The following is an 18,446-nucleotide window of genomic DNA, read 5'->3' as shown; positions in this document are numbered from 1 at the left end:
CGGGGCAGTGTGAGGAATTTACCCACACGTGAGCGAACGCGCGGGGGCACGCCGGATGATCCGACCACGACAAGGAGGACTTCGATGAAGCGCAGCAACGAGCGCATCCTGACCACCCATGTCGGCAGCCTGCCCCGCCCCGAGACGCTTCTGGCGGATGCGGCCGCCGCACGCGCGGGCAGCGGCAAGGAGATCTACGAGCGCGATCTTGCGGCCGCCGTGGCCGAGATCGTCGCCAAGCAGGCCGAAGTCGGCCTGGACATCGTCAATGACGGCGAATTCGGCAAGTCCGGCTGGGCGAACTACGCCATGGAGCGCATGAGCGGCTTCGAGCCTCGCCCCGACACGCTCTATCCGGCGATCTGGCTCGGCGAAGACCGGCTACGCTTTGCGGATTTCATGAAAGAGGACTTCCCGCGCGGCTACGAAGGCACGGCGGGCCACGCCTGCACCAGCGCCATCAGCTACCAGGACAAGGACAGCGTGCGCCGCGACATCGCCAACCTGAAGGCGGCTGTCGGGAAGGTGAAGGTGGAAGAAGCCTTTTTCACCTGCGTCGCCCCGGCAAGCGTGGGCTATGACGCCGCGAACGAATTCTACAACAACGAGACGGACTACGTCTTCGCCATCGCCGACGCCATGCGCGAGGAATACAAGGCCGTCGCCGACAGCGGGTTGATCCTGCAGGTCGACGATGCCGTGCTCGCCAACATGTACGATCACCTGGTCCGCCAGAGCCCGGACCGCTACCGGGAATGGGCCGAGCTCCGGGTCGCGGCGCTCAACCGGGCGCTGGAAGGCATTCCGGCAGAGCAGATCCGCTACCACGTCTGCTTCGGATCCTGGCACGTTCCGCACGTGTCGGACGCCCCGCTGGAATCGATCATCGACCTGATCATGAAGGTGAACGTGGGTGCCTTCGCCATCGAGGCGGCCAACGTGCGCCACGAGCACGAATGGCGGGTGTGGGAGAAGGTCGGATTGCCGGAGGGCAAGATCCTGATCCCCGGCGTGATCACCCACCACACCATCACCGTGGAGCATCCGCAGCTCGTCGCCGACCGGATCGTGCGCTTCGCCAAGATCCTCGGCCGAGAGAACGTGATCGCCGGTACCGATTGCGGCTTCGCCCAGGCGGAGGGCATCCGCCGGGTCCACCCGTCGGTGATGTGGGCGAAATTCGAAAGCCTGGTGGAAGGCGCGCGGATCGCCTCCAAGGAGCTCTGGGGCAAGGCCGCGGCCTGACCTGACGCAATCACGGCCGGCCCGTTCCGTCGGGCCGGTCATCTTGGGAGAGAGCTTCTTCCGTCCCCCTATCCGGCAGGAAGCGAATGGCGCGCGGCAAATGCCTTTAGCGCCTTCACCGCCGGCGAATCCGGCTCGACGTCGTCCGGCCCGCTTCCAATAAGCGCCACGACCGCCACCGCCTCGTTCTGCCAGTCGAGCACCGGAGCGGCGGCCGCCACCAGCCCCGGAATGAAGCGCCCGTCCACCTTGGCATAGCCGGCTTCCCGCACGCGTTCGGCGAGCGCACGAACTCCCTTCATATCGAGGCTCAGCTCGGGAAACAGCCCCGGCTGCGCCTTCAGCGTGCGCAACTCGCGCTTGATTTGCGCCTCCAGCATCGCTTCCGGGAGATAGGCGAGAAATGCCCGCCCCGTGGCCGAGGTCAAAAGCGGCAACGTGGTCCCGAGCCCGAGCGAGGTGATCACAAAGGTGGGTGTGCGCTCCCAGCGCACCACCGTCGCACCGGAATTGGCCCAGACGCACAAGAGCGCCGTCATGCCGGTGTCGGCGGTGAGCGCCGGCAGCTCGTCGGCGGTCCAATTCACGAAGTCGTGGCGATGCAGCGCCGCCAGCCCCATCTCGATCGCGGTGGCGCCGAGATCGTACTTGCCGGACCGCCCGGCTTGGCGCGCCAGGCCGACATGCAGGAACGAGGCGAGGTAGCGGTGGACCTTGGACACCGGCATATCGCACTCGCGCGCGAGCTCCGACAGCGCGACCGGCCCTTCCAGCCGCATCATCGCCAACAGCACCCGAAGCGCGGCATCCAGGGACTGAATGCCGCCCGTCGCCTCGCTCGCTCTATCCGGCCCTGTCGCCATCGATACTCCCACCTTCCAAAAACGCTTTCAGCGGCGCCACGGACCCGAGCTTGAGGCGATCGCCGTCGCGCACGAACAACCCCCTGAGCTCGTAGCCCTCCACCAGGAGCCGTTCGCCAACCGTGCCGCGATAGGCGAACCGAACCGCCTTGTCACGCCAATCGTCGGCCCAGATGGAGATGACGAGATCGTCGCCGTCCTGTCCGGGCGAGCGAAACGTCGCTCCGACATCCATCAGCCCGGTTCCGACAAGCCCGTACGCGTCGCAGAAGGCTTCGTGGCGTTTGCCGCGGGCGCGCAGGAGAGCGTGGAAGGTCGCGTCGAACCAGCGCAAATAATTGGGATAAAACACGATTCCGGCGGGGTCGCAGTCCCCGAAGCCGATCGTATAGGCCCACTGGAAGAGCGGATTGTCTCGGTCCATATTTTCCACCTTGCGGAATTCGTTGCGTCATCTGAAATCATCTCTTATGGTCCGACGCAATAGATCACGATGATTTCCGGCTCCAATGACCCGAAGTCATGAACGTGACCGATTCAAAGGCCCAAGGGCGGGATACGGACGGAAAAAACCGGTTCCCACTTTTCCCATCCCGCTTCAGGCACAGATAAGCCACCCAATGGGAGGATGAGCTTGGCTACGCTTCGCAACATCGAAATCGTCGGCGGCGGACCGTCCGGCCTCTATGTCGGGATCCTGCTGAAGGAAGCGTTTCCGGACGCCCGCATTAACGTCACCGAACAGAATTCCGCCGACGCCACGTTCGGCTTCGGGGTCGTCTTCTCCGACGAAGCGCTGGATTTCCTCGCGGCCGACGATCCTGCGACCCATGCGCTGATCACGCCGGAAATGGAGCGCTGGCGGAACATGACGCTCGTCCATAAGGGCGAGACCGTCGTGATCGACGGTGTCGGCTTTTCCGCCATCGGCCGCCTGGAACTCTTAAAGTTGCTGCAGGCCCGTGCCGCGGATGCCGGGCTCGATGTGCGCTTCAACCAGCGCATTTCCTCCATTGATGAGCTCGAAGCCGATGTCATTATCGGCGCCGACGGTCTGAACTCGCTGGTGCGCACCTCCGACCCGGCCGCCTTCGGCACCACGATGGAGCACTTCGAGAACCATTTCGCCTGGTTCGGCACCACGCTGCCATTCGACACGCTAACCCAGACCTTCGTGGCGACCGACCGGGGCACCTTCAACGCCCATCATTATCGCTACGCGCCGGGCATGAGCACCTTCATCGTGGAGTGCGACCACGCAACCTACGAGGCGTACGGGTTCGCCGATCTCGACGAGACGGAAACCGCGCGGATTGCGGAAGAGGTCTTTGCCGACACGCTGAAGGGCCATCGCCTCGTCGCCAACAACTCCATCTGGCGGCAATTCCCGCGGCTTTGGTGCGAGAAATGGGTTGCCGGCAACCGCGCGCTCCTGGGCGACGCGGTCCACACTGCCCACTATTCGATCGGCTCGGGAACGCGTCTTGCGATGGAAGATGCGATCGCGCTGGTGAAAGCGCTGCAGAGCGAGGCGAGCGTCGAGGCCGCCCTCGCCGCCTATCAAGCGACCCGTCAGCCGATCGCCCATAAGATCGTCAATGCCGCCAACACGTCGGCGCTCTGGTACGACAAGTTCGCGGAGTGGATGAAGCTCGAGCCCTACGACTTCGCCTTCTCCTACATCACCCGGTCCGGCCGGGTGGACATGGAGCGGCTGAGGCGGATCGCGCCGAAATTCATGACCAACTACGAGGACTACCGCGCCCGCGTGGCCCGGTCGGCCGAGGCCCCCGCGATTGTCGATCCGGTTCCGGACGATGCCCCCGGTGCCCGAGAGATCGGCTTTCAGCGGACCGCCCATCCCAATTGCAGCGCAACGCTGTTCGACAATCTCGACCGCAATCCGGACGCCGTGGCCGTCACAGGGCCGGCCGGCACCCTCACCTACCGCGAACTCTGTGCGGAGGCCTCGCGCTGGGGCAACGCGTTCGCCGCCGCCGGACTGACGCGCGGAGAGCGGATCGTCTTCTTCCTGGACGACACGCCGAGCTACCCGGCCGCCTTCTTCGGGGCGGTGCGCGCCGGCTTCGTGCCGGTGCTTCTCAACACCCAGGCGACACCGGATCTCCTGCGCTTCTTCGTGGCCGACACGGGCGCGCGGATTGCCCTTTGCGAAGCGCCGCTAACGGCCATTTTCGAAGACCCGGAGATGCGCGCGGCCGGCCTGGAGCGAGTGATCGTCGCGAACGCCGATGGCTCCGTACCGGAGGGGTTCCAGCCGGCCGCGGCCTTTTTGGACGGCCAGCCCGACACGCTCGCCGTGGCCGACACCGGCCCGGACGATATGGCGTTTTGGATGTATTCCTCCGGCTCCACCGGCCGCCCGAAGGGTATCGTCCACCTCCATCACGACATGGCCTATTCCGAGGCCTCTTATGCTCGCTCGATCCTGGGGCTCACGGCCGAGGACGTCTGCTTCTCCGTACCGAAGATCTTCTTCGCCTACGGCTTCGGCAACGCATTCACCTTCCCCTTCTCCGTCGGCGCGACCACGGTGCTGATGCCTGGCCGCCCCGAAGCGCAGGCCGTGCTCGACACGGTAGAGACCTACAAGCCCACGGTGCTGTTCGGCCTGCCGACGCTCTACACCGCTCTTGCCCGCGCCGATGGCGTCCGCGACCGCGATCTCTCTTCGATCCGGCTGTCGGTCTCCGCCGCCGAGATCCTGTCGGAAGACGTCTTCACCGCCTGGAAGGACTTGACCGGCAAGGGTCCGGTGGAAGGTCTGGGCTCCACCGAGCTCCTGCACGTCTACCTCTCCAACACCGTCGACGCCCAAGAGCTCGGTTCCGCCGGCAAGCGGGTCCCCGGCTACGAGGTCGTGCTACGCGATCCGGACGGCAACGAATGCGCACCCGGCGAAGAGGGCGTGATGTGGGTACGCGGCCACTCCTCCGCCCCGCTTTACTGGAACCGGCCGGAGCAGACCGCCAAGACCATGCGCGGCGAATGGATCTACACCGGCGACCGGTTCGTTGAAAAAGACGGCTTCTATTTCTTCCAGGGCCGTGCCGACGAACTGATCAAGGTGTCGGGTCAATGGGTCTGGCCGTTGGAGGTCGAACGCTGCCTGAACGAGCATCCACACGTGCAGGAATGCGCCGTCTTCGCCCACCAGCTCGACGACAAGCGGATGACGCTGAGAGCCGTGGTGGCGCTGCGCAACGGCCACGCCGCCAGCGAGGACGAAACGCGATCGCTGCAGTCCTACGTCAAGGACCACCTGATCGCCTACAAATATCCACGCATCGTCGACTATGTGGACGAGTTGCCGAAGACCGGCACCGGAAAGATCGATCGCCAGGCGCTGCTGCGCCTGTCCAAAGACGGAACAGATTGACGGCGCGTCGACCAGCGCGCCGCCTGTTTCCGACCAATCCCTAGGAGCAAAGCCATGTCTCAGACCCTCGGAACTCTGGAGGAACTGCCGGCGGAATACCGGCAGGCAATGACCGATGCCGGCGTTGCACCGTTGTGGCCGATGATGCGCAACGTGCTGCCGCACGGCCAGCCGCAGCCGGTTTCGAAGGCACACCTTTGGGCCTTCGACGCAATCCGCCCGCTGCTGCTGGAAGCCGGTGAGCTGACGCCTGTGGAGAAGGCGGAACGCCGGGTACTGGTGTTGTCCGATCCTGGGCGCGGTAACGGCGCCATGCAGGCGACCGCCTCGATCTATGTCGGGCTACAGCTTCTTTTGCCGGGCGAAACCGCACCCGCCCATCGCCACACGCCGAGCGCGGCGCGTGTGATCGTGGAAGGCAAGGGCGGCTACACTGTCGTGGGCGGCGAGAAGCTGCCGATGGACGACGGCGACCTGGTGCTGACGCCAACCGGCGAGTGGCACGACCATGGCCACGAAGGCACCGAGCCGGTGATCTGGCTCGATGCTCTCGACCTGCCGCTCTACTATTATCTGGAGGGTTCCTATGCGATCGAAGGGCCGCTGCAGGCCCAGCGCAATCGTCCCGACGCCTCTCAGGTGGAGTATCAGGCCGCCGGCCTGACCCCGACCCGCCGGCTCGGCCAACCGGCGCCGCGCTTCCCGCTCCTGCGCTTCCCCTGGAGTCGGACGGAAAAGGCGCTCAACGATCTCGCCGCCTTCGGCGGGGCTGAATCGGTAGAGATGGACTACGTCAATCCGGAGACCGGCGGCGACCTGCTGCCGACATTGGGCTTCACCGCGTTGATGCTGCGTCCGGGCGAAAAGCTGTCCCCGTCCCTTTCCTCCGCAAGCGCGGTGTTCCACGTCGTAAAGGGCAAAGGGACGACCAAGGTCAACGGCGAGGCTTTTTCCTGGGGACCGAAGGACACGTTCTCGGTTCCCGTCTTCGCCGAAATCGATCATACCGGCGGCGATGAGCCCGCCTATCTGATCCAAGTGCACGACCGCCCGCTCCAGAAAAAGCTCGACTACTATGAGGAGCGGCCGCGGTGAGCGAGGAGACCGCGATGTTGTTCGACCTTCCGACCACCCCCGCCGTCCCGGTTGCCGGCGAAGCGGCCACCTATCCCGTCCGGCGGATTTTCTGCGTCGGCCGCAATTATGCCGCCCACGCCGCCGAGATGGGCTATGAGGTGGACCGCGAGGCGCCGTTTTACTTCACCAAGTCGGCAACCGCGATCGTGCACTCCGGCGCGACGGTTCCCTACCCGCCGGGCACGGAGAACTACCATTTCGAGATGGAGTTCGTGGTCGCGATCGCGAAGCCGGTGTTCAAGGCCGACCTCGCCGAGGCGGAAGCCGCCGTCTACGGCTACGCCGCCGGCCTGGACATGACCCGTCGCGACCTCCAGCTCGCCTCGCGCGAAAAGGGCCGGCCGTGGGATCTCGGCAAGGATTTCGAGCAGTCCGCCGTCATCAGCGAGATGACGAAAGCCACCGATTTCGGCGAGATCGGACCGCAGCGAATCTGGCTGTCCGTCAACGGCGAGACCAAGCAGGACGCCCACCTCACCGATCTGATCTGGAAGATCCCGGAGCTGGTGAGCCATTTGTCTGGCTACTATCACCTCGCCCCCGGCGACCTGATCTATACTGGCACGCCGGCCGGCGTCGGCCCGGTCAAGGCCGGCGACAAGATCGAAGGCGGCATCGACGGCCTGGCCCCGATCGCACTCACCATCGGCGATCCGGAGTAGACCTGCGTTCGCTTCCGCCTCCCAAGGTGAAACGAGATAGGCGAGGTGCTCCGCACCTCGCTTTTTTTGCGCCGACCGGGCCGAGGAAGTCCCGCGCCCGCGCAGCCGCGAACAAAGCGAGCTGGCGAGAGCGAAAAGCTTCTTACCCGGCAAATCCCGGACGGAAAACCGGTCCCCACTTTTCCTGGGATTTGCTCTACCGCGCAGCCGTCAGGCGCACCAACGTCACCAGCATGGCGCCTGTCATGAACAGAAGCGGATAGATCAACGCCGGATAACCAAAGAAATAGATCGCAAGGAACCAGATCATCGCAAGATTGGCGATGAACCAAGCGCGCGCGCTCGGTCGACCCTCGACAGCATCACGAAGAAGCCAGCCGATGACGGGAACGGCGTAAGCAACACGAAGCATCTTGAAATCCATCTACGCGGAACGGGAGTGCAGCCACCTGCTTTGGCGACCATCGGTTCGCGCAGTCAGATAGGGTGTGCGCCGGCATCTGAACATGCGACACAGTCGCAGTTGCAAACAGGGCGTCCGCATTTCCGACATTCCTGTTAGGCAGCGCTTTCGCCCCAGCCGGCGTCCGGATCGATCCAGCCCTCGGCGATGCCGTGACAGGCAACCTCGGCCCCCTCGAACTCATAGAGCGGCGGCCGCGTCTCCACGCAGACATTGCGGGCATAAGGACAGCGCGGATGAAACGCGCAACCCGAAGGCGGACGGATCGGCGACGGGATCTCGCCGGTCAGCTTGATGTTTTGCCGCTTGCGGCGCGGATCGGCGACCGGCGTCGCGGAGAGCAGCGCCCGCGAATAGGGATGCAGCGGCCGGCGGAACACCGCCTCGGCAGACGTGATCTCCACCGGGCGGCCGAGATAGAGCACCAGCACCTCATCAGCCACGAAACGCACGACGGACAGATCGTGACTGATGAAGACGTAGGTGAGTCCCAGCTCCTCCTGCAGGTCGGCCAGAAGGTTCAAGACCTGGGCCTGGATCGAGACATCGAGGGCGGAGACCGGCTCGTCGAGGACCAGGATCTTCGGGTCCAACATCAGCGCGCGGGCGACCGCGATGCGCTGGCGCTGACCGCCGGAGAACATGTGCGGGTAACGCGCATAGTGCTCGGGCCGAAGCCCGACCTTCTCCAGCATGGCGAGCGCCTTGTCGCGCCGCTCGGCCATAGAGAGCTTGGTGTTGATGACCAACGGCTCTTCCAGGATGGTGCCAATCTTCTGGCGCGGATTGAGCGAGCCATAAGGGTTCTGGAACACGATCTGCACCAGCCGGCGCAGCTCGGCCGCCTCCGTCGCGCTGTGAACGCCTTCTCCGACCACATGCCCGTCGATCACCAGCCGGCCCGCCGTCGGCGGTTCGATCATGGTCACCAACCGGGCGAGCGTGGACTTGCCAGACCCGGATTCCCCCACCACCGCCAAAGTGCGACCACGCTCGACGGAAAAGGTCGCGCCGGCGACCGCCTTCAAGGTGGCAACATCGCGGAACATGCCCTGCCCGATCTCGTAGTGACGCGCGACGTCGGTCGCCTCGATCATGGCGCTCATGCAGCGGCCTCGCCGGGATTGAGGGGATAATGGCAGAGCGCTTCGCCGAGCTCCGGCGACTGGCGCGGCGGCACGACCGTGCGGCAACGGTGGTCGGCGAACGTGCAGCGCGGATTGAACAAGCAGCCATCGGGCCGGTCGCCCTGGCCGGGCACCACACCGGGGATCGCCGGCAGCCGGTCGCCCTCGGCGCGGTCGGGCAAAGCCTCCAGCAGGGCTGCGGTATAGGGATGGTGCGGCGTATCGAACAGGCCGATCACCTCCTGGCGCTCCACCTGACGGCCGGCATATTGCACCACCACCCGCTGCGCCGTTTCCGCGACCACGCCCATGTCGTGGGTGATCAGCACCAACGCCATGCCGGTTTCCTTCTGAAGGTCGATCAGAAGATCCAGGATCTGGGCCTGAATGGTGACGTCGAGCGCCGTGGTCGGCTCGTCCGCGATCAGGAGCTTGGGCCGGCAGGCGATCGCCATGGCGATCATGACGCGCTGGCTCATGCCGCCGGAAAGCTGGTGCGGAAAGGCGGAGAGCCGCTTTTCCGGTTCGGGAATGCCGACCAACGACAGGAGCTCCACCGAGCGCTTCTTGCGCTCCGCCCGGCCGAGGCCGAGATGGGTCTTGAGCGCTTCGGCAATCTGGAAGCCGACAGTGAAGCACGGGTTCAGGCTCGACATCGGCTCCTGGAAGATCATGGAAATGTCGCGGCCGATCACCTGGCGCCGCTTGCGCGACGGCAGGCTGCGCAGATCTCGGCCGTCGAAGGCCATCTGGGACGCGGTGACGGTCGCCGTCGGCGGCAGCAGGCCCATCACCGCCAGCATGGCGACCGATTTGCCGGAGCCGGACTCGCCGACGATGGAGAGCACCTCGCCGGGATCGACGGAGAGATCGACGCCGTCGACGGCCGCAAACGGCCCCTGGGAGGTGGCGAAGGTGACGGTCAGGTCGCGGATATCGAGAAGCGGCATCACAAGTATTTTTTTAGATCATTGTCAAGATTTTTTCTTATTTTTACAATATCATTAACAGTTTCTTTCATCATATCCTTCATTTTAGAGAGAGAATATTCATCAATATTACCTTTTTTTATATGAACAAAAGCAACATTCATTCTATTAAATAAAAAATATATCAGAACAATATCAGAAACGACCGAAGAAGGAAGCATCCCTAAATGAGATACATTCTGTTCATAAACTTTATAGTACGGCATTACCAAAGTATGATTCGAAATTTCATCGATAGTTGCATTTTCGATCCATTTTTCGAAATCCTCTTTGCTTGACGCTAATCCAGAAACCTGCATAACGCTACATATTTCGGAATATATTCCCTTTGCAAGATTCTTCCTGCTTCGTCGTTGAGAATAAATACTTACGCCAAGATGAATTGCTTGTGTCAAAACGAACACAAAAGCAGCCACCACAGCAGTCATACTTAGAGTAACCGAAGATTCGGCGTCCATATTCAGCTCCGCTTCAGCTTGGGATCGAGAGTGTCGCGCAGGCCATCGCCGACCAGGTTGATGGCGAGCACCGTGATCAGGATCGCAAGACCGGGGTAGGTCACGACCCAGGGCGCGCGCGTGATGAACTCGCGGCTGTCGGCGAGCATGGTGCCCCATTCCGGCGTCGGCGGCTGCGCGCCCATGCCGAGGAAGCCGAGGGCGGCGACATCCAGGATCGCGGTGGAAAAGGCCAGCGTCGCCTGCACGATCAAGGGCGCCAGGCAGTTCGGCAGGATGGTCTTCGTCATCAGCCGAACGTTGCCGGCCCCCGCCACCCGGGCGGAGATGACATATTCCTTGTTCTTTTCCGACAGCACGGAGGCCCGCGTCAGCCGAACGAAGTGAGGCTGCAGCACGACGGCGATCGCGATCATCGCGTTCAAAAGCCCCGGCCCCAGCACCGCCACCAACACCAGCGCCAGAAGCAGCGACGGAAACGCCAGGATGACGTCCATCACCCGCATGATGACGGTGTCGATCCAGCCGCGGAAGAAGCCCGCGACCAGGCCGATAAGGATGCCGCCGATCAACGCCAACGTGACCACCACCAGGCCGATGAAGAGGGAGTAGCGGGCGCCGAAGATCAGCCGGGAGAGGAGATCGCGACCGACGGCGTCGGTGCCGAGCAGAAAGCCGGCGCGCCCGTTTTCGTCCCAGATCGGCGGGACCAGAAGCGCATCGCGAAATTGAGCGTCGGGGTTGTAGGGCGCCAGAAGCGGCGCGAACACGGCGACCGCGATCAGTGCGAGGAACACGGCAAGGCCGGCGACGGCCCCGCGGTTTTCGGAGAAATAGAACCAGAACTCCGCCAGCATCGCCCGTCGCGCCGCACTGGCGGAGCGAGCGATCGTGGTTTCCGATCCGCTCGGTTGGTCGGCGGTTTGATCGCTCATGTCGTCATCCCTGCCGAATGCGCGGATTGATCAGGCCGTAGAGGACGTCCACAGCGAGATTCACCAGCATGACGATGGCCGCGATCAGGAGCAGACCGCCCTGGACCACCGGGTAGTCCCGTTTGAAGACGGAATCGACCATCCACTTGCCGACCCCCGGCCAGGAGAAAATCGTCTCCGTCAGGATCGCGCCGGCCATCATGACGCCGACCTGCAGGCCGATCACCGTGACCACCGGAATGAGCGCATTTCTGAGCGCATGCAGCCCGACCACCCGAAAGCCGGGCAGTCCTTTGGCGCGCGCGGTGCGGACATAGTCCTCGCCCAACACCTCCAGCATGGCCGAGCGCGTCTGGCGGGCGATGACGGCGAGCGGGATCGTGCCGAGCACGATGGTGGGCAGGATCAGATGGCTGACCGCGGAGGCGAACGCTCCCTTCTGCCCGGACAGCAGGGAATCGATCAGCATGAAGCCGGTCACGTCGGGGAAATAGTACATCAGCGAAATCCGCCCCGAGACCGGGGTCCAGCCCAGGTTGACGGAAAAGAAGATGACCAGGAGCAAGCCCCACCAGAAGATCGGCATGGAATAGCCGACCAGGGCCGTGGTCATGATCGTCTGATCGAAGATGGAGCCGCGTCGGACGGCGGCGATTACGCCGGCGGGAATGCCGACGACGACCGCAAACAGCATCGCGCAGATGGAGAGTTCCAGCGTGGCGGGAAAGCGCGCCAGGAATTCCGAGAGCACCGACTGCTTGGTGACCAGCGAGGTCCCGAAATCGCCGTGCAGGAGCCCCCAGAGATAATCCAGATATTGGATCGGCAACGGACGGTCGAACCCGAGCATATGTTCAAGCTGGGCGTAGCGTTCCGGATCGACACCGCGCTCCCCGGCAAGCAGCAGGATCGGGTCGCCGGGCAGAATGCGAATAAAGGCGAACGTGACGATCGACACGCCGATGAAGGTCGGGATCAGGATCCCGACACGATTCACGAGAAAGCGGAGCATGGAGCCTCATGAGGTCGCGCCACGCCGAGGGACGATGCCCCGGCGTGGCGACCGCTGGCTCGGGCGGCGCGAACGCTGCCCGTTTCAGACCTACTGGGCGATGTCGACGCCGTAGAAGATGTGGCCGCCGAACGGGTCGATCTTGTAGTTCTCGACCTTATCGCTCATGGCCTCGTTGACGACGGAGTGAGCGATCGTCGCCCAGGGGGCCTGCTCCTTGAAGACCACCTGTGCCTGCTCGTAGAGCTTGGTGCGCTCGTCGGTGTCGGAGACGACCTTCGCCTTCTGGATCAGGTCCTCGAAGGGCTGATAGCACCACTGAGCCCGGTTGGAGCCGCCGACGGCATCGCAGCCGAGCAGCACGGCGAGGAAGTTGTCCGGGTCGCCGTTGTCGCCGGTCCAGCCGAGCAGCACCGCACCATCGCGGTCTTCCGCCTTGGAGCGCTCCAGATACTCGCCCCACTCATAGGAGACGACTTCGGCATCGACTCCGACCTTGGCGAAGTCCGCCTGAATGAGCTCCGCCATGCGGCGGGCATTCGGATTGTAGGGACGCTGCACCGGCATCGCCCAGACCTTCATGGACAGGTCGGTAACGCCTTCGTCCTCCAACATCTTCTTGGCGGCGTCGGGATCGTACGGATCGTCCTTCAGGTTCTCGTTGTAGGACCACATCGTCGGCGGAATCGGCGCAACGGCGGCCTTGCCGGCGCCCTGGAACACCGCGTCCAGGATCGCCTGCTTGTTGATGGCCATGTTGAGCGCCTTGCGAACCTTCGGGTTATCGAAGGGGGCCACTTTGGTGTTGTAGGCGAGATAGCCCACATTGAGGCCTTCCTGGCTCTTCACCGTCAGACCCTCGGTCGACTTGAGGGCGTCCACGTCGGCCGGGTTCGGATACGGGTCGTGCATGCACTCGCCGGCCTTCAGCTTCTGCATTCGAACCGCCTGATCGGTCGTGATGGCGAAGACGAGATCGTCGATCGGCGCCTTGCCGGCCCAGTAGTCCGGGTTCGCCTTGTAGCGGATCACGGCGTCCGGCTGATAGGCCACGAACTGAAACGGACCGGTGCCCACCGGCTTCTGGTTGAGCTGCTGCTTGTTGTCGGCCTCGGCGAGCTGGTCGGCATATTCCTTCGACTGGATGGAGGCGAAATCCATCGCCAGGTTCGCGATCATCGGCGCTTCCGGCCGGTTGAGCACGAACTTCACCGTCATATCGTCGACCTTCTCGATCGATTTGATCAGATCCGGCATCGACATGCCGTTGAAATATTCCCAGGACGCACCTTCCACGTACTGGTGATAGGGATTTTCCGGGTCGAGCTGGCGCTCGAAGGAAAAGATCACGTCGTCCGCGTTCATATCACGGGTCGGGGTGAAATAGTCCGTCGACTGGAACTTCACGCCGGGGCGCAGATGGAAGGTATATTCCAGGCCGTCGTCGGAAATGTCCCAGCTTTCCGCCACGCCGGGAACCACCTTGGTGGTCCCGCGCTCGAACTCCACGAGCTTGTTGAAGACATTCTTCGAGGTGGCGTCGAAGGTCGTGCCGGAGGTGTAGAGCGCCGGATCGAAGCCTTCCGGCGAGCCTTCCGAGCAGTAGACGAACGTCTTCGCTTGCGCAGCGCCGGCGGATGCAAAAAGTGCGGCACCGAGCGCCGCGGCCGTCAGGGCCGATATCCGTTTCATGCAGTTCTCCCTCTGGTAGTTCGTGAAAACCTGTCACGTCACCAGAGACAGGACAATCTCATTTGATCTCGAAATCAATCCGATTGGTTCGCAATCGCGCGCACCAAAGGGTGATCGCGGAAAATTGTCCTTGGTTGGAGGCTCCTGGAGGCGGTTATGAACTTCGAATAGGGCTGCGCCGTTGCCGCACGAGGAACTGGTCTCCGCATCGAAACAAAACTAGACGTCTCGTCTCGATTTTGGCATCATAAGACTCATGTCCGAGCCGATGCCCCAACTGGAAACCGAGCCTACCGCCCCGGACCGGGCCTCCGGGCGCGCCGCGGGACGCATCTCGCGCAAGCACAAAGCGATCGTGGAAGCGGCCCTTGCCTGCGCGATCCGCGATGGCGTCCAAGCCACCAGTGTCGACGCGATCGCGGCCCAGGCCGGTGTCGGCAAGCAGACGATCTATCGCTGGTGGCCGTCGAAGGCGGCGCTGTACGTGGATGTCTACAGCGAGATCGTCGGCAAGGATGTGCTGATGCCCGACCCGGGGCCGCTGACGACGCGCCTCGCCGCCTTCCTGAGCAAGTTGTTCCGGCTTTACCGGGAGACGCCGGCCGGCCGCATTCTCGCCGGTCTCGTTGCCGCCGCCACATCCGACCCCGAAACCCGCCGCGCCCTCCAGGAAGGGCTCGTTCTCGGGCGGGCAGAACTGGTGGAAGGTCTGGTCGGCGAAGCCGTCGCCGACGGCACATTCGGGGGTGATCCGGCCATCGCCAACGAGATCGTGGTCGCGGTGGTGTGGAAACGTCTGGTGATGGCGCCGGACAGCCTGGACGACGCGTTCGCGCGGACCCTCGCCGATCTCGCGCTCAGCGCCGCCGCGTCTTCCCCTTACCGGACGGGAGCCGCACCATGACCGCTCACCTCACCTTCGACGGCTACCGCCCCGGCGCCCTGGCGGCGACCATCGCGCTTCATATGGCCTATTACGCACCCACCTGGGGCTTCGGCGCAGCCTTCGAAAGCGCGCTCGCCCGCGAGATGGGCGACTTCATGGCGCGCCTCGACCCGGCCCGCGACCTCTTTCTCACCGCCTACGACCGCGAGAACCATCTGGTCGGGACCATCACGGTGGATGGGGAAAACGCAACGGACGATGGCGCGCGGGTGCGCTGGTTCGTGGTTTCGGAGGCAGCCCGAGGGCACGGCCTCGGCAAAAGGCTGATGGCGGAAGCGATCCACTTTCTCCACGCGCGCGACTACCCCCGCGCCTACCTCACGACGTTCGAAGGTCTCGACACCGCCCGCACTCTCTACGAGCGCAACGGTTTCCGCCTGGTCGAAGGCGGCGCCGCCACCGCCTGGTCGGGCGACGTCCGGAGCCAGCGCTTCGAATGGTCGGGCCGGCCTCGTCCGTAGACGCCGGGGCGCGCCCATGCTCGGCTATTTCTGGCTCCACGACCAGCAGCATCGCCCCCGCGTCTGGCGCGCCCACCGCATTCGCAAACGAGTGCTCGCCGCCCTTTTTGCCCCTCGATATCGCCGACGACGACGTCGATAAGACCGGGCTCAGATCCGACGCATCGGGAGCGTCCACGCCAGATAGAGTGCCAACACGCCAAAACCGGCAATGCACAGGAAGGCGTTTCGAAATGCCGCTTCCAAGCCGCTTTCGATGGCCGCGCGCTGATCGACGGGAAGATTGGCAAGCGCTTCCGGTCCCGCCTGCACGAGCGAGGCGAAAGCGGCGCCGGCTTGCGGATTGGAGACGGCAAGCGTGGAAAACAGAACGGCGCCCACCAGCGCGGTTCCCACGGCCGCCCCGAGCGAACGGGAGAACTGCACCGTCGCCGCCCCTGCCCCGAGCTGCTTGGCGCCGGACTGGAGCTGAACCGTCAACTGCACGACACCCATCACCGTCCCCATGCAGATCGACAGGACGGCGAACGTTGCGGAAAGCTGGCCCGCGCTCAGACGGTGCGCACCAAGCGCCAGGGCGAACAGCACGGAGACGGCGCCGATCAGGCCGACGGAGGGAAAGATCGCGGTCTGGCCGGTGCGACCAACCAGCCGTCCGGTCACCAGCGAGCCCAATCCGATGCCGGCCGTCAACGGCAGCAACAGCAGACCTGTGGTCGCCGCCGATGTGCCGTGGGCGACGCGGAGATAGAACGGGAGGAACGTGATCATCGCCACCAGCATGCCGCCATGGCAGGCGGCCAGCCCGTCGGCCCGCCAGATCGTGGGGTCGCGCAAGAGAGCAAGCGGCAACAATGGCGACGTGGTGCGCCGCTCGCGCCGGAACAGGAGCACCGCGGCTGCCACGGCGGCAAGACCGAGAATGGCCGCGAGATGCCAGGTGCCCAAAAACACGGCCTGGGCCTCCTCCAGGGCAATCAGCACCGTGCTGATAAAGGCGGCGAACCAGAACAGGCCCATTCCGTCGAAGTGCAGCGCCTCGCGGGAGCGGCGCGACCGCGGCAACCGGAGCGCAAGCCCCACGGCGACAAGCCCGAGCGGGAGATTGATCAAGAACACCGACTGCCAACCGAAATGTTCGGTCAGGAAGCCGCCCGCCACGGGGCCGAACGTGCTCGACGACACGGCGACGGCCGCGATGTAACCCTGATAGCGGGCGCGTTCGCGCGGCGTCACCGTCTCGCCGACCAGCGCCTGGGACAACGTCATCAGCCCGCCCCCGCCGAAGCCCTGCAGCACGCGCGCGAAGGTCAGCATGACAATGGACTGGGAGAGCCCGCACAACAACGAGGCGACCATGAAGACGGCGAGCGCCACGAAAATCAGCCGGCGGCGGCCGAAATGATCTCCCAGCCGGCCATAGACGGGCGCGGCGATCGTGGCCGCCACCAGATAGGACACCACGACCCAGGAGAGCCGATCGACCTCTCCCATGTCGGAGGCGATAGCCGGAAGCGCCGTCGCGACAATTGTCTGGTCGACCACGGCCAGAAAGATCGGCAAAATGATCGACGGAAAGATCGTGAAGAACGACCGTCCGGATCCTGCCGGGACCGCCGCTTTTTCAGGGCTCGATCGAGGCTCGGTCATCGGCGTTCCCGTTGCCGGCGGTTGGCGCCAAAGGCCCAGGAACCGTGGACGTTCGGAGCGAAGGAATTGGATGTCGGCCCGGTCGGGACGAAACTGCGGAGAGCAGGCATGAAGACACTTCTCGCGCCGGTCGAGCCGCACGAATCGGCCGGCCAGATTCTTACGTTGGCAGCGAAGCTTACCACGAAGCTGTCGGCGTGCCTCACGGGCTTCGCGCTTAGGCGCGCCCAGATCGCGGCAATCGGATGGGATCCGGCAAGTGTCGCCATCGTGACAGATCCGGAATGGGACGACCAGCATTCAGATGAGGAGGCGCGCGCCCTGTTCGCCCGCATCATGGCCGAACACGGCCTGACGGAAAACAATGGCGGGCTCGGCGAAGGGGCGCGGTGGCGCTGGTACAGCGAGCCCGGCTCGGGCGACGAGTTCCTGGGAAGCTACGGCCGCGCCTTCGATCTCACCGTCGTCGGACAGCCGAGCGCCAAAATCGGCGGCAGCACGATCACCACGCTCGAGGCCGCCCTCTTCGACAGCGGCGGACCGGTGCTCCTGGCGCCGCGCGCGAACGTCGAGGATTTCGGCAAGACGGCCGTCGTGGTTTGGAACGGCTCGAGCGAAACCGCGCGGACCATCGCCTTCGCCAAGCCGCTGCTGCGACAGGCGGAGCGCGTGATCGTTTTCGACGACGACGGCACGCTCAGCCATCGCCCGGATGGCACGGCGGTGGTGCATCGCTTGGCGGAGAACGGCATCAAAGCCGATTTGAAAACCCTGCCGGACGGCAAGGTACGCTCCGGCGAGACCATTTTACGCGAGGCCGCCGCGCTGGGCGCCGATCTGCTGGTCAAAGGGGCCTATACCCAGAGCCGGCTCCGGCAGATGATTTTCGGTGGCGCCACCCGCCACCTGATCGCCGAATCGCCGATCCCGGTGTTTCTGGCGCATTAGGGCAAATCCCAGGAAAAGTGGGAACCGGTTTTCCGTCCGGGATTTGCTCTGAAAATAAGCGCTCACGCTAGCGAGCTTCGCTCGCGGCTGCGCGGGCGCGGCCCATAACGGCCGACGCGCGGTCGCGCGCTGGCTTCGCAAATCCCAGGAAAAGTGGGAACCGGTTTTCCGTCCGGGATTTGCTCTGAAAATAAGCGCTCACGCCAGCGAGCTACGCTCGCGGCTGCGCGGGCGCGGCCCATTAGGGCCGACGCGCGGTCGCGCGCTGGCTGCGCAAATCCCAGGAAAAGTGGGAACCGGTTTTCCGTCCGGGATTTGCTCTGAAAATAAGCGCTCACGCTAGCGAGCTTCGCTCGCGGCTGCGCGGGCGCGGCCCATAACGGCCGACGCGCGGTCGCGCGCTGGCTGCGCGAAATCCCAGGAAAAGTGGGAACCGGTTTTCCGTCCGGGATTTGCTC

At 64.2% G+C, this 18,446-nt stretch carries 17 protein-coding genes; 7 read left to right on the top strand and 10 right to left on the bottom strand.

What is annotated here, in order from left to right; translation table 11 throughout:
• The first annotated feature begins 84 nt into the window (after positions 1 to 84).
• Positions 85 to 1,245 (top strand): epoxyalkane--coenzyme M transferase, encoded by a 1,161-nt coding sequence (locus HNS03_RS19970; protein ID WP_367197810.1) that lies wholly within the window; start codon positions 85 to 87, stop codon positions 1,243 to 1,245.
• Between the two features lie 68 nt (positions 1,246 to 1,313).
• On the opposite strand, the gene HNS03_RS19965 is transcribed toward HNS03_RS19970, so the two are convergent.
• Together HNS03_RS19965 and HNS03_RS19960 are read right to left on the bottom strand one after the other, a co-directional pair.
• On the bottom strand, positions 1,314 to 2,108 hold the full coding sequence (locus tag HNS03_RS19965) for an IclR family transcriptional regulator (RefSeq protein WP_367197809.1): 795 nt from the start codon (positions 2,106 to 2,108) through the stop codon (positions 1,314 to 1,316).
• Positions 2,089 to 2,532: an acyl-CoA thioesterase gene (locus HNS03_RS19960; RefSeq protein ID WP_367197808.1), complete on the bottom strand. Its 444-nt coding sequence runs from the start codon at positions 2,530 to 2,532 to the stop codon at positions 2,089 to 2,091. Before HNS03_RS19960 ends, HNS03_RS19965 begins: the two co-directional genes overlap by 20 nt.
• Before the next feature lie 210 nt (positions 2,533 to 2,742).
• Between HNS03_RS19960 and HNS03_RS19955 the strand changes: the two genes are divergently transcribed.
• The 3 genes from HNS03_RS19955 to HNS03_RS19945 are packed head-to-tail and all read left to right on the top strand — an operon-like array spanning position 2,743 to position 7,307.
• Complete coding sequence (locus HNS03_RS19955; protein WP_367197807.1) at positions 2,743 to 5,508, top strand: benzoate-CoA ligase family protein; 2,766 nt, start codon at positions 2,743 to 2,745, stop codon at positions 5,506 to 5,508.
• Between the two features lie 54 nt (positions 5,509 to 5,562).
• Complete coding sequence (locus HNS03_RS19950) at positions 5,563 to 6,603, top strand: cupin domain-containing protein (RefSeq protein WP_367197806.1); 1,041 nt, start codon at positions 5,563 to 5,565, stop codon at positions 6,601 to 6,603.
• Positions 6,600 to 7,307 carry a fumarylacetoacetate hydrolase family protein gene (locus HNS03_RS19945; RefSeq protein WP_367197805.1) on the top strand — a complete coding sequence of 236 codons (708 nt, stop codon included), beginning with the start codon at positions 6,600 to 6,602 and terminating at the stop codon, positions 7,305 to 7,307. The genes HNS03_RS19950 and HNS03_RS19945 overlap by 4 nt, the downstream gene beginning before the upstream one ends.
• Before the next feature lie 196 nt (positions 7,308 to 7,503).
• Here the strand turns inward: HNS03_RS19945 and HNS03_RS19940 are convergent, their stop codons facing one another.
• From HNS03_RS19940 to HNS03_RS19910, 7 genes are all read right to left on the bottom strand, one after another.
• Positions 7,504 to 7,719 (bottom strand): hypothetical protein, encoded by a 216-nt coding sequence (locus tag HNS03_RS19940; protein ID WP_367197804.1) that lies wholly within the window; start codon positions 7,717 to 7,719, stop codon positions 7,504 to 7,506.
• Between the two features lie 146 nt (positions 7,720 to 7,865).
• Positions 7,866 to 8,876 (bottom strand): dipeptide ABC transporter ATP-binding protein, encoded by a 1,011-nt coding sequence (locus HNS03_RS19935; RefSeq protein WP_367197803.1) that lies wholly within the window; start codon positions 8,874 to 8,876, stop codon positions 7,866 to 7,868.
• A complete protein-coding gene (locus tag HNS03_RS19930; RefSeq protein ID WP_367197802.1) occupies positions 8,873 to 9,847 on the bottom strand; it encodes an ABC transporter ATP-binding protein in 975 nt (324 codons plus the stop codon). Before HNS03_RS19930 ends, HNS03_RS19935 begins: the two co-directional genes overlap by 4 nt.
• Positions 9,847 to 10,344, bottom strand: coding sequence for a hypothetical protein (locus tag HNS03_RS19925; protein ID WP_367197801.1), 498 nt, complete (start codon positions 10,342 to 10,344; stop codon positions 9,847 to 9,849). The genes HNS03_RS19930 and HNS03_RS19925 overlap by 1 nt, the downstream gene beginning before the upstream one ends.
• Before the next feature lie 2 nt (positions 10,345 to 10,346).
• Positions 10,347 to 11,201 carry an ABC transporter permease subunit gene (locus HNS03_RS19920; RefSeq protein WP_367197872.1) on the bottom strand — a complete coding sequence of 285 codons (855 nt, stop codon included), beginning with the start codon at positions 11,199 to 11,201 and terminating at the stop codon, positions 10,347 to 10,349.
• 82 nt (positions 11,202 to 11,283) lie between these two features.
• Positions 11,284 to 12,291 (bottom strand): ABC transporter permease subunit, encoded by a 1,008-nt coding sequence (locus HNS03_RS19915; RefSeq protein WP_367197800.1) that lies wholly within the window; start codon positions 12,289 to 12,291, stop codon positions 11,284 to 11,286.
• A gap of 90 nt (positions 12,292 to 12,381) precedes the next feature.
• Positions 12,382 to 13,983, bottom strand: a complete 1,602-nt coding sequence (locus HNS03_RS19910) for an ABC transporter substrate-binding protein (RefSeq protein ID WP_367197799.1) — start codon at positions 13,981 to 13,983, stop codon at positions 12,382 to 12,384.
• 268 nt (positions 13,984 to 14,251) lie between these two features.
• On the opposite strand from HNS03_RS19910, the gene HNS03_RS19905 reads away from it, so the two are divergent.
• Entirely contained in the window at positions 14,252 to 14,887 is a 636-nt protein-coding gene (locus tag HNS03_RS19905) for a TetR/AcrR family transcriptional regulator (protein WP_367197798.1), read from the top strand.
• Entirely contained in the window at positions 14,884 to 15,390 is a 507-nt protein-coding gene (locus HNS03_RS19900; RefSeq protein WP_367197797.1) for a GNAT family N-acetyltransferase, read from the top strand. Before HNS03_RS19905 ends, HNS03_RS19900 begins: the two co-directional genes overlap by 4 nt.
• A 150-nt stretch (positions 15,391 to 15,540) precedes the next feature.
• Here HNS03_RS19900 and HNS03_RS19895 read toward each other — a convergent pair whose 3' ends face one another.
• A complete protein-coding gene (locus tag HNS03_RS19895) occupies positions 15,541 to 17,040 on the bottom strand; it encodes an MFS transporter (protein WP_367197796.1) in 1,500 nt (499 codons plus the stop codon).
• A gap of 108 nt (positions 17,041 to 17,148) precedes the next feature.
• On the opposite strand from HNS03_RS19895, the gene HNS03_RS19890 reads away from it, so the two are divergent.
• Positions 17,149 to 17,988 (top strand): universal stress protein, encoded by an 840-nt coding sequence (locus HNS03_RS19890; protein WP_367197795.1) that lies wholly within the window; start codon positions 17,149 to 17,151, stop codon positions 17,986 to 17,988.
• Positions 17,989 to 18,446: the final 458 nt, after the last annotated feature.

This window comes from Amorphus sp. 3PC139-8 (assembly GCF_040750475.1).
GTDB lineage: Bacteria > Pseudomonadota > Alphaproteobacteria > Rhizobiales > Amorphaceae > Amorphus.
This window is presented reverse-complemented; position numbering and strand designations above follow the sequence as displayed.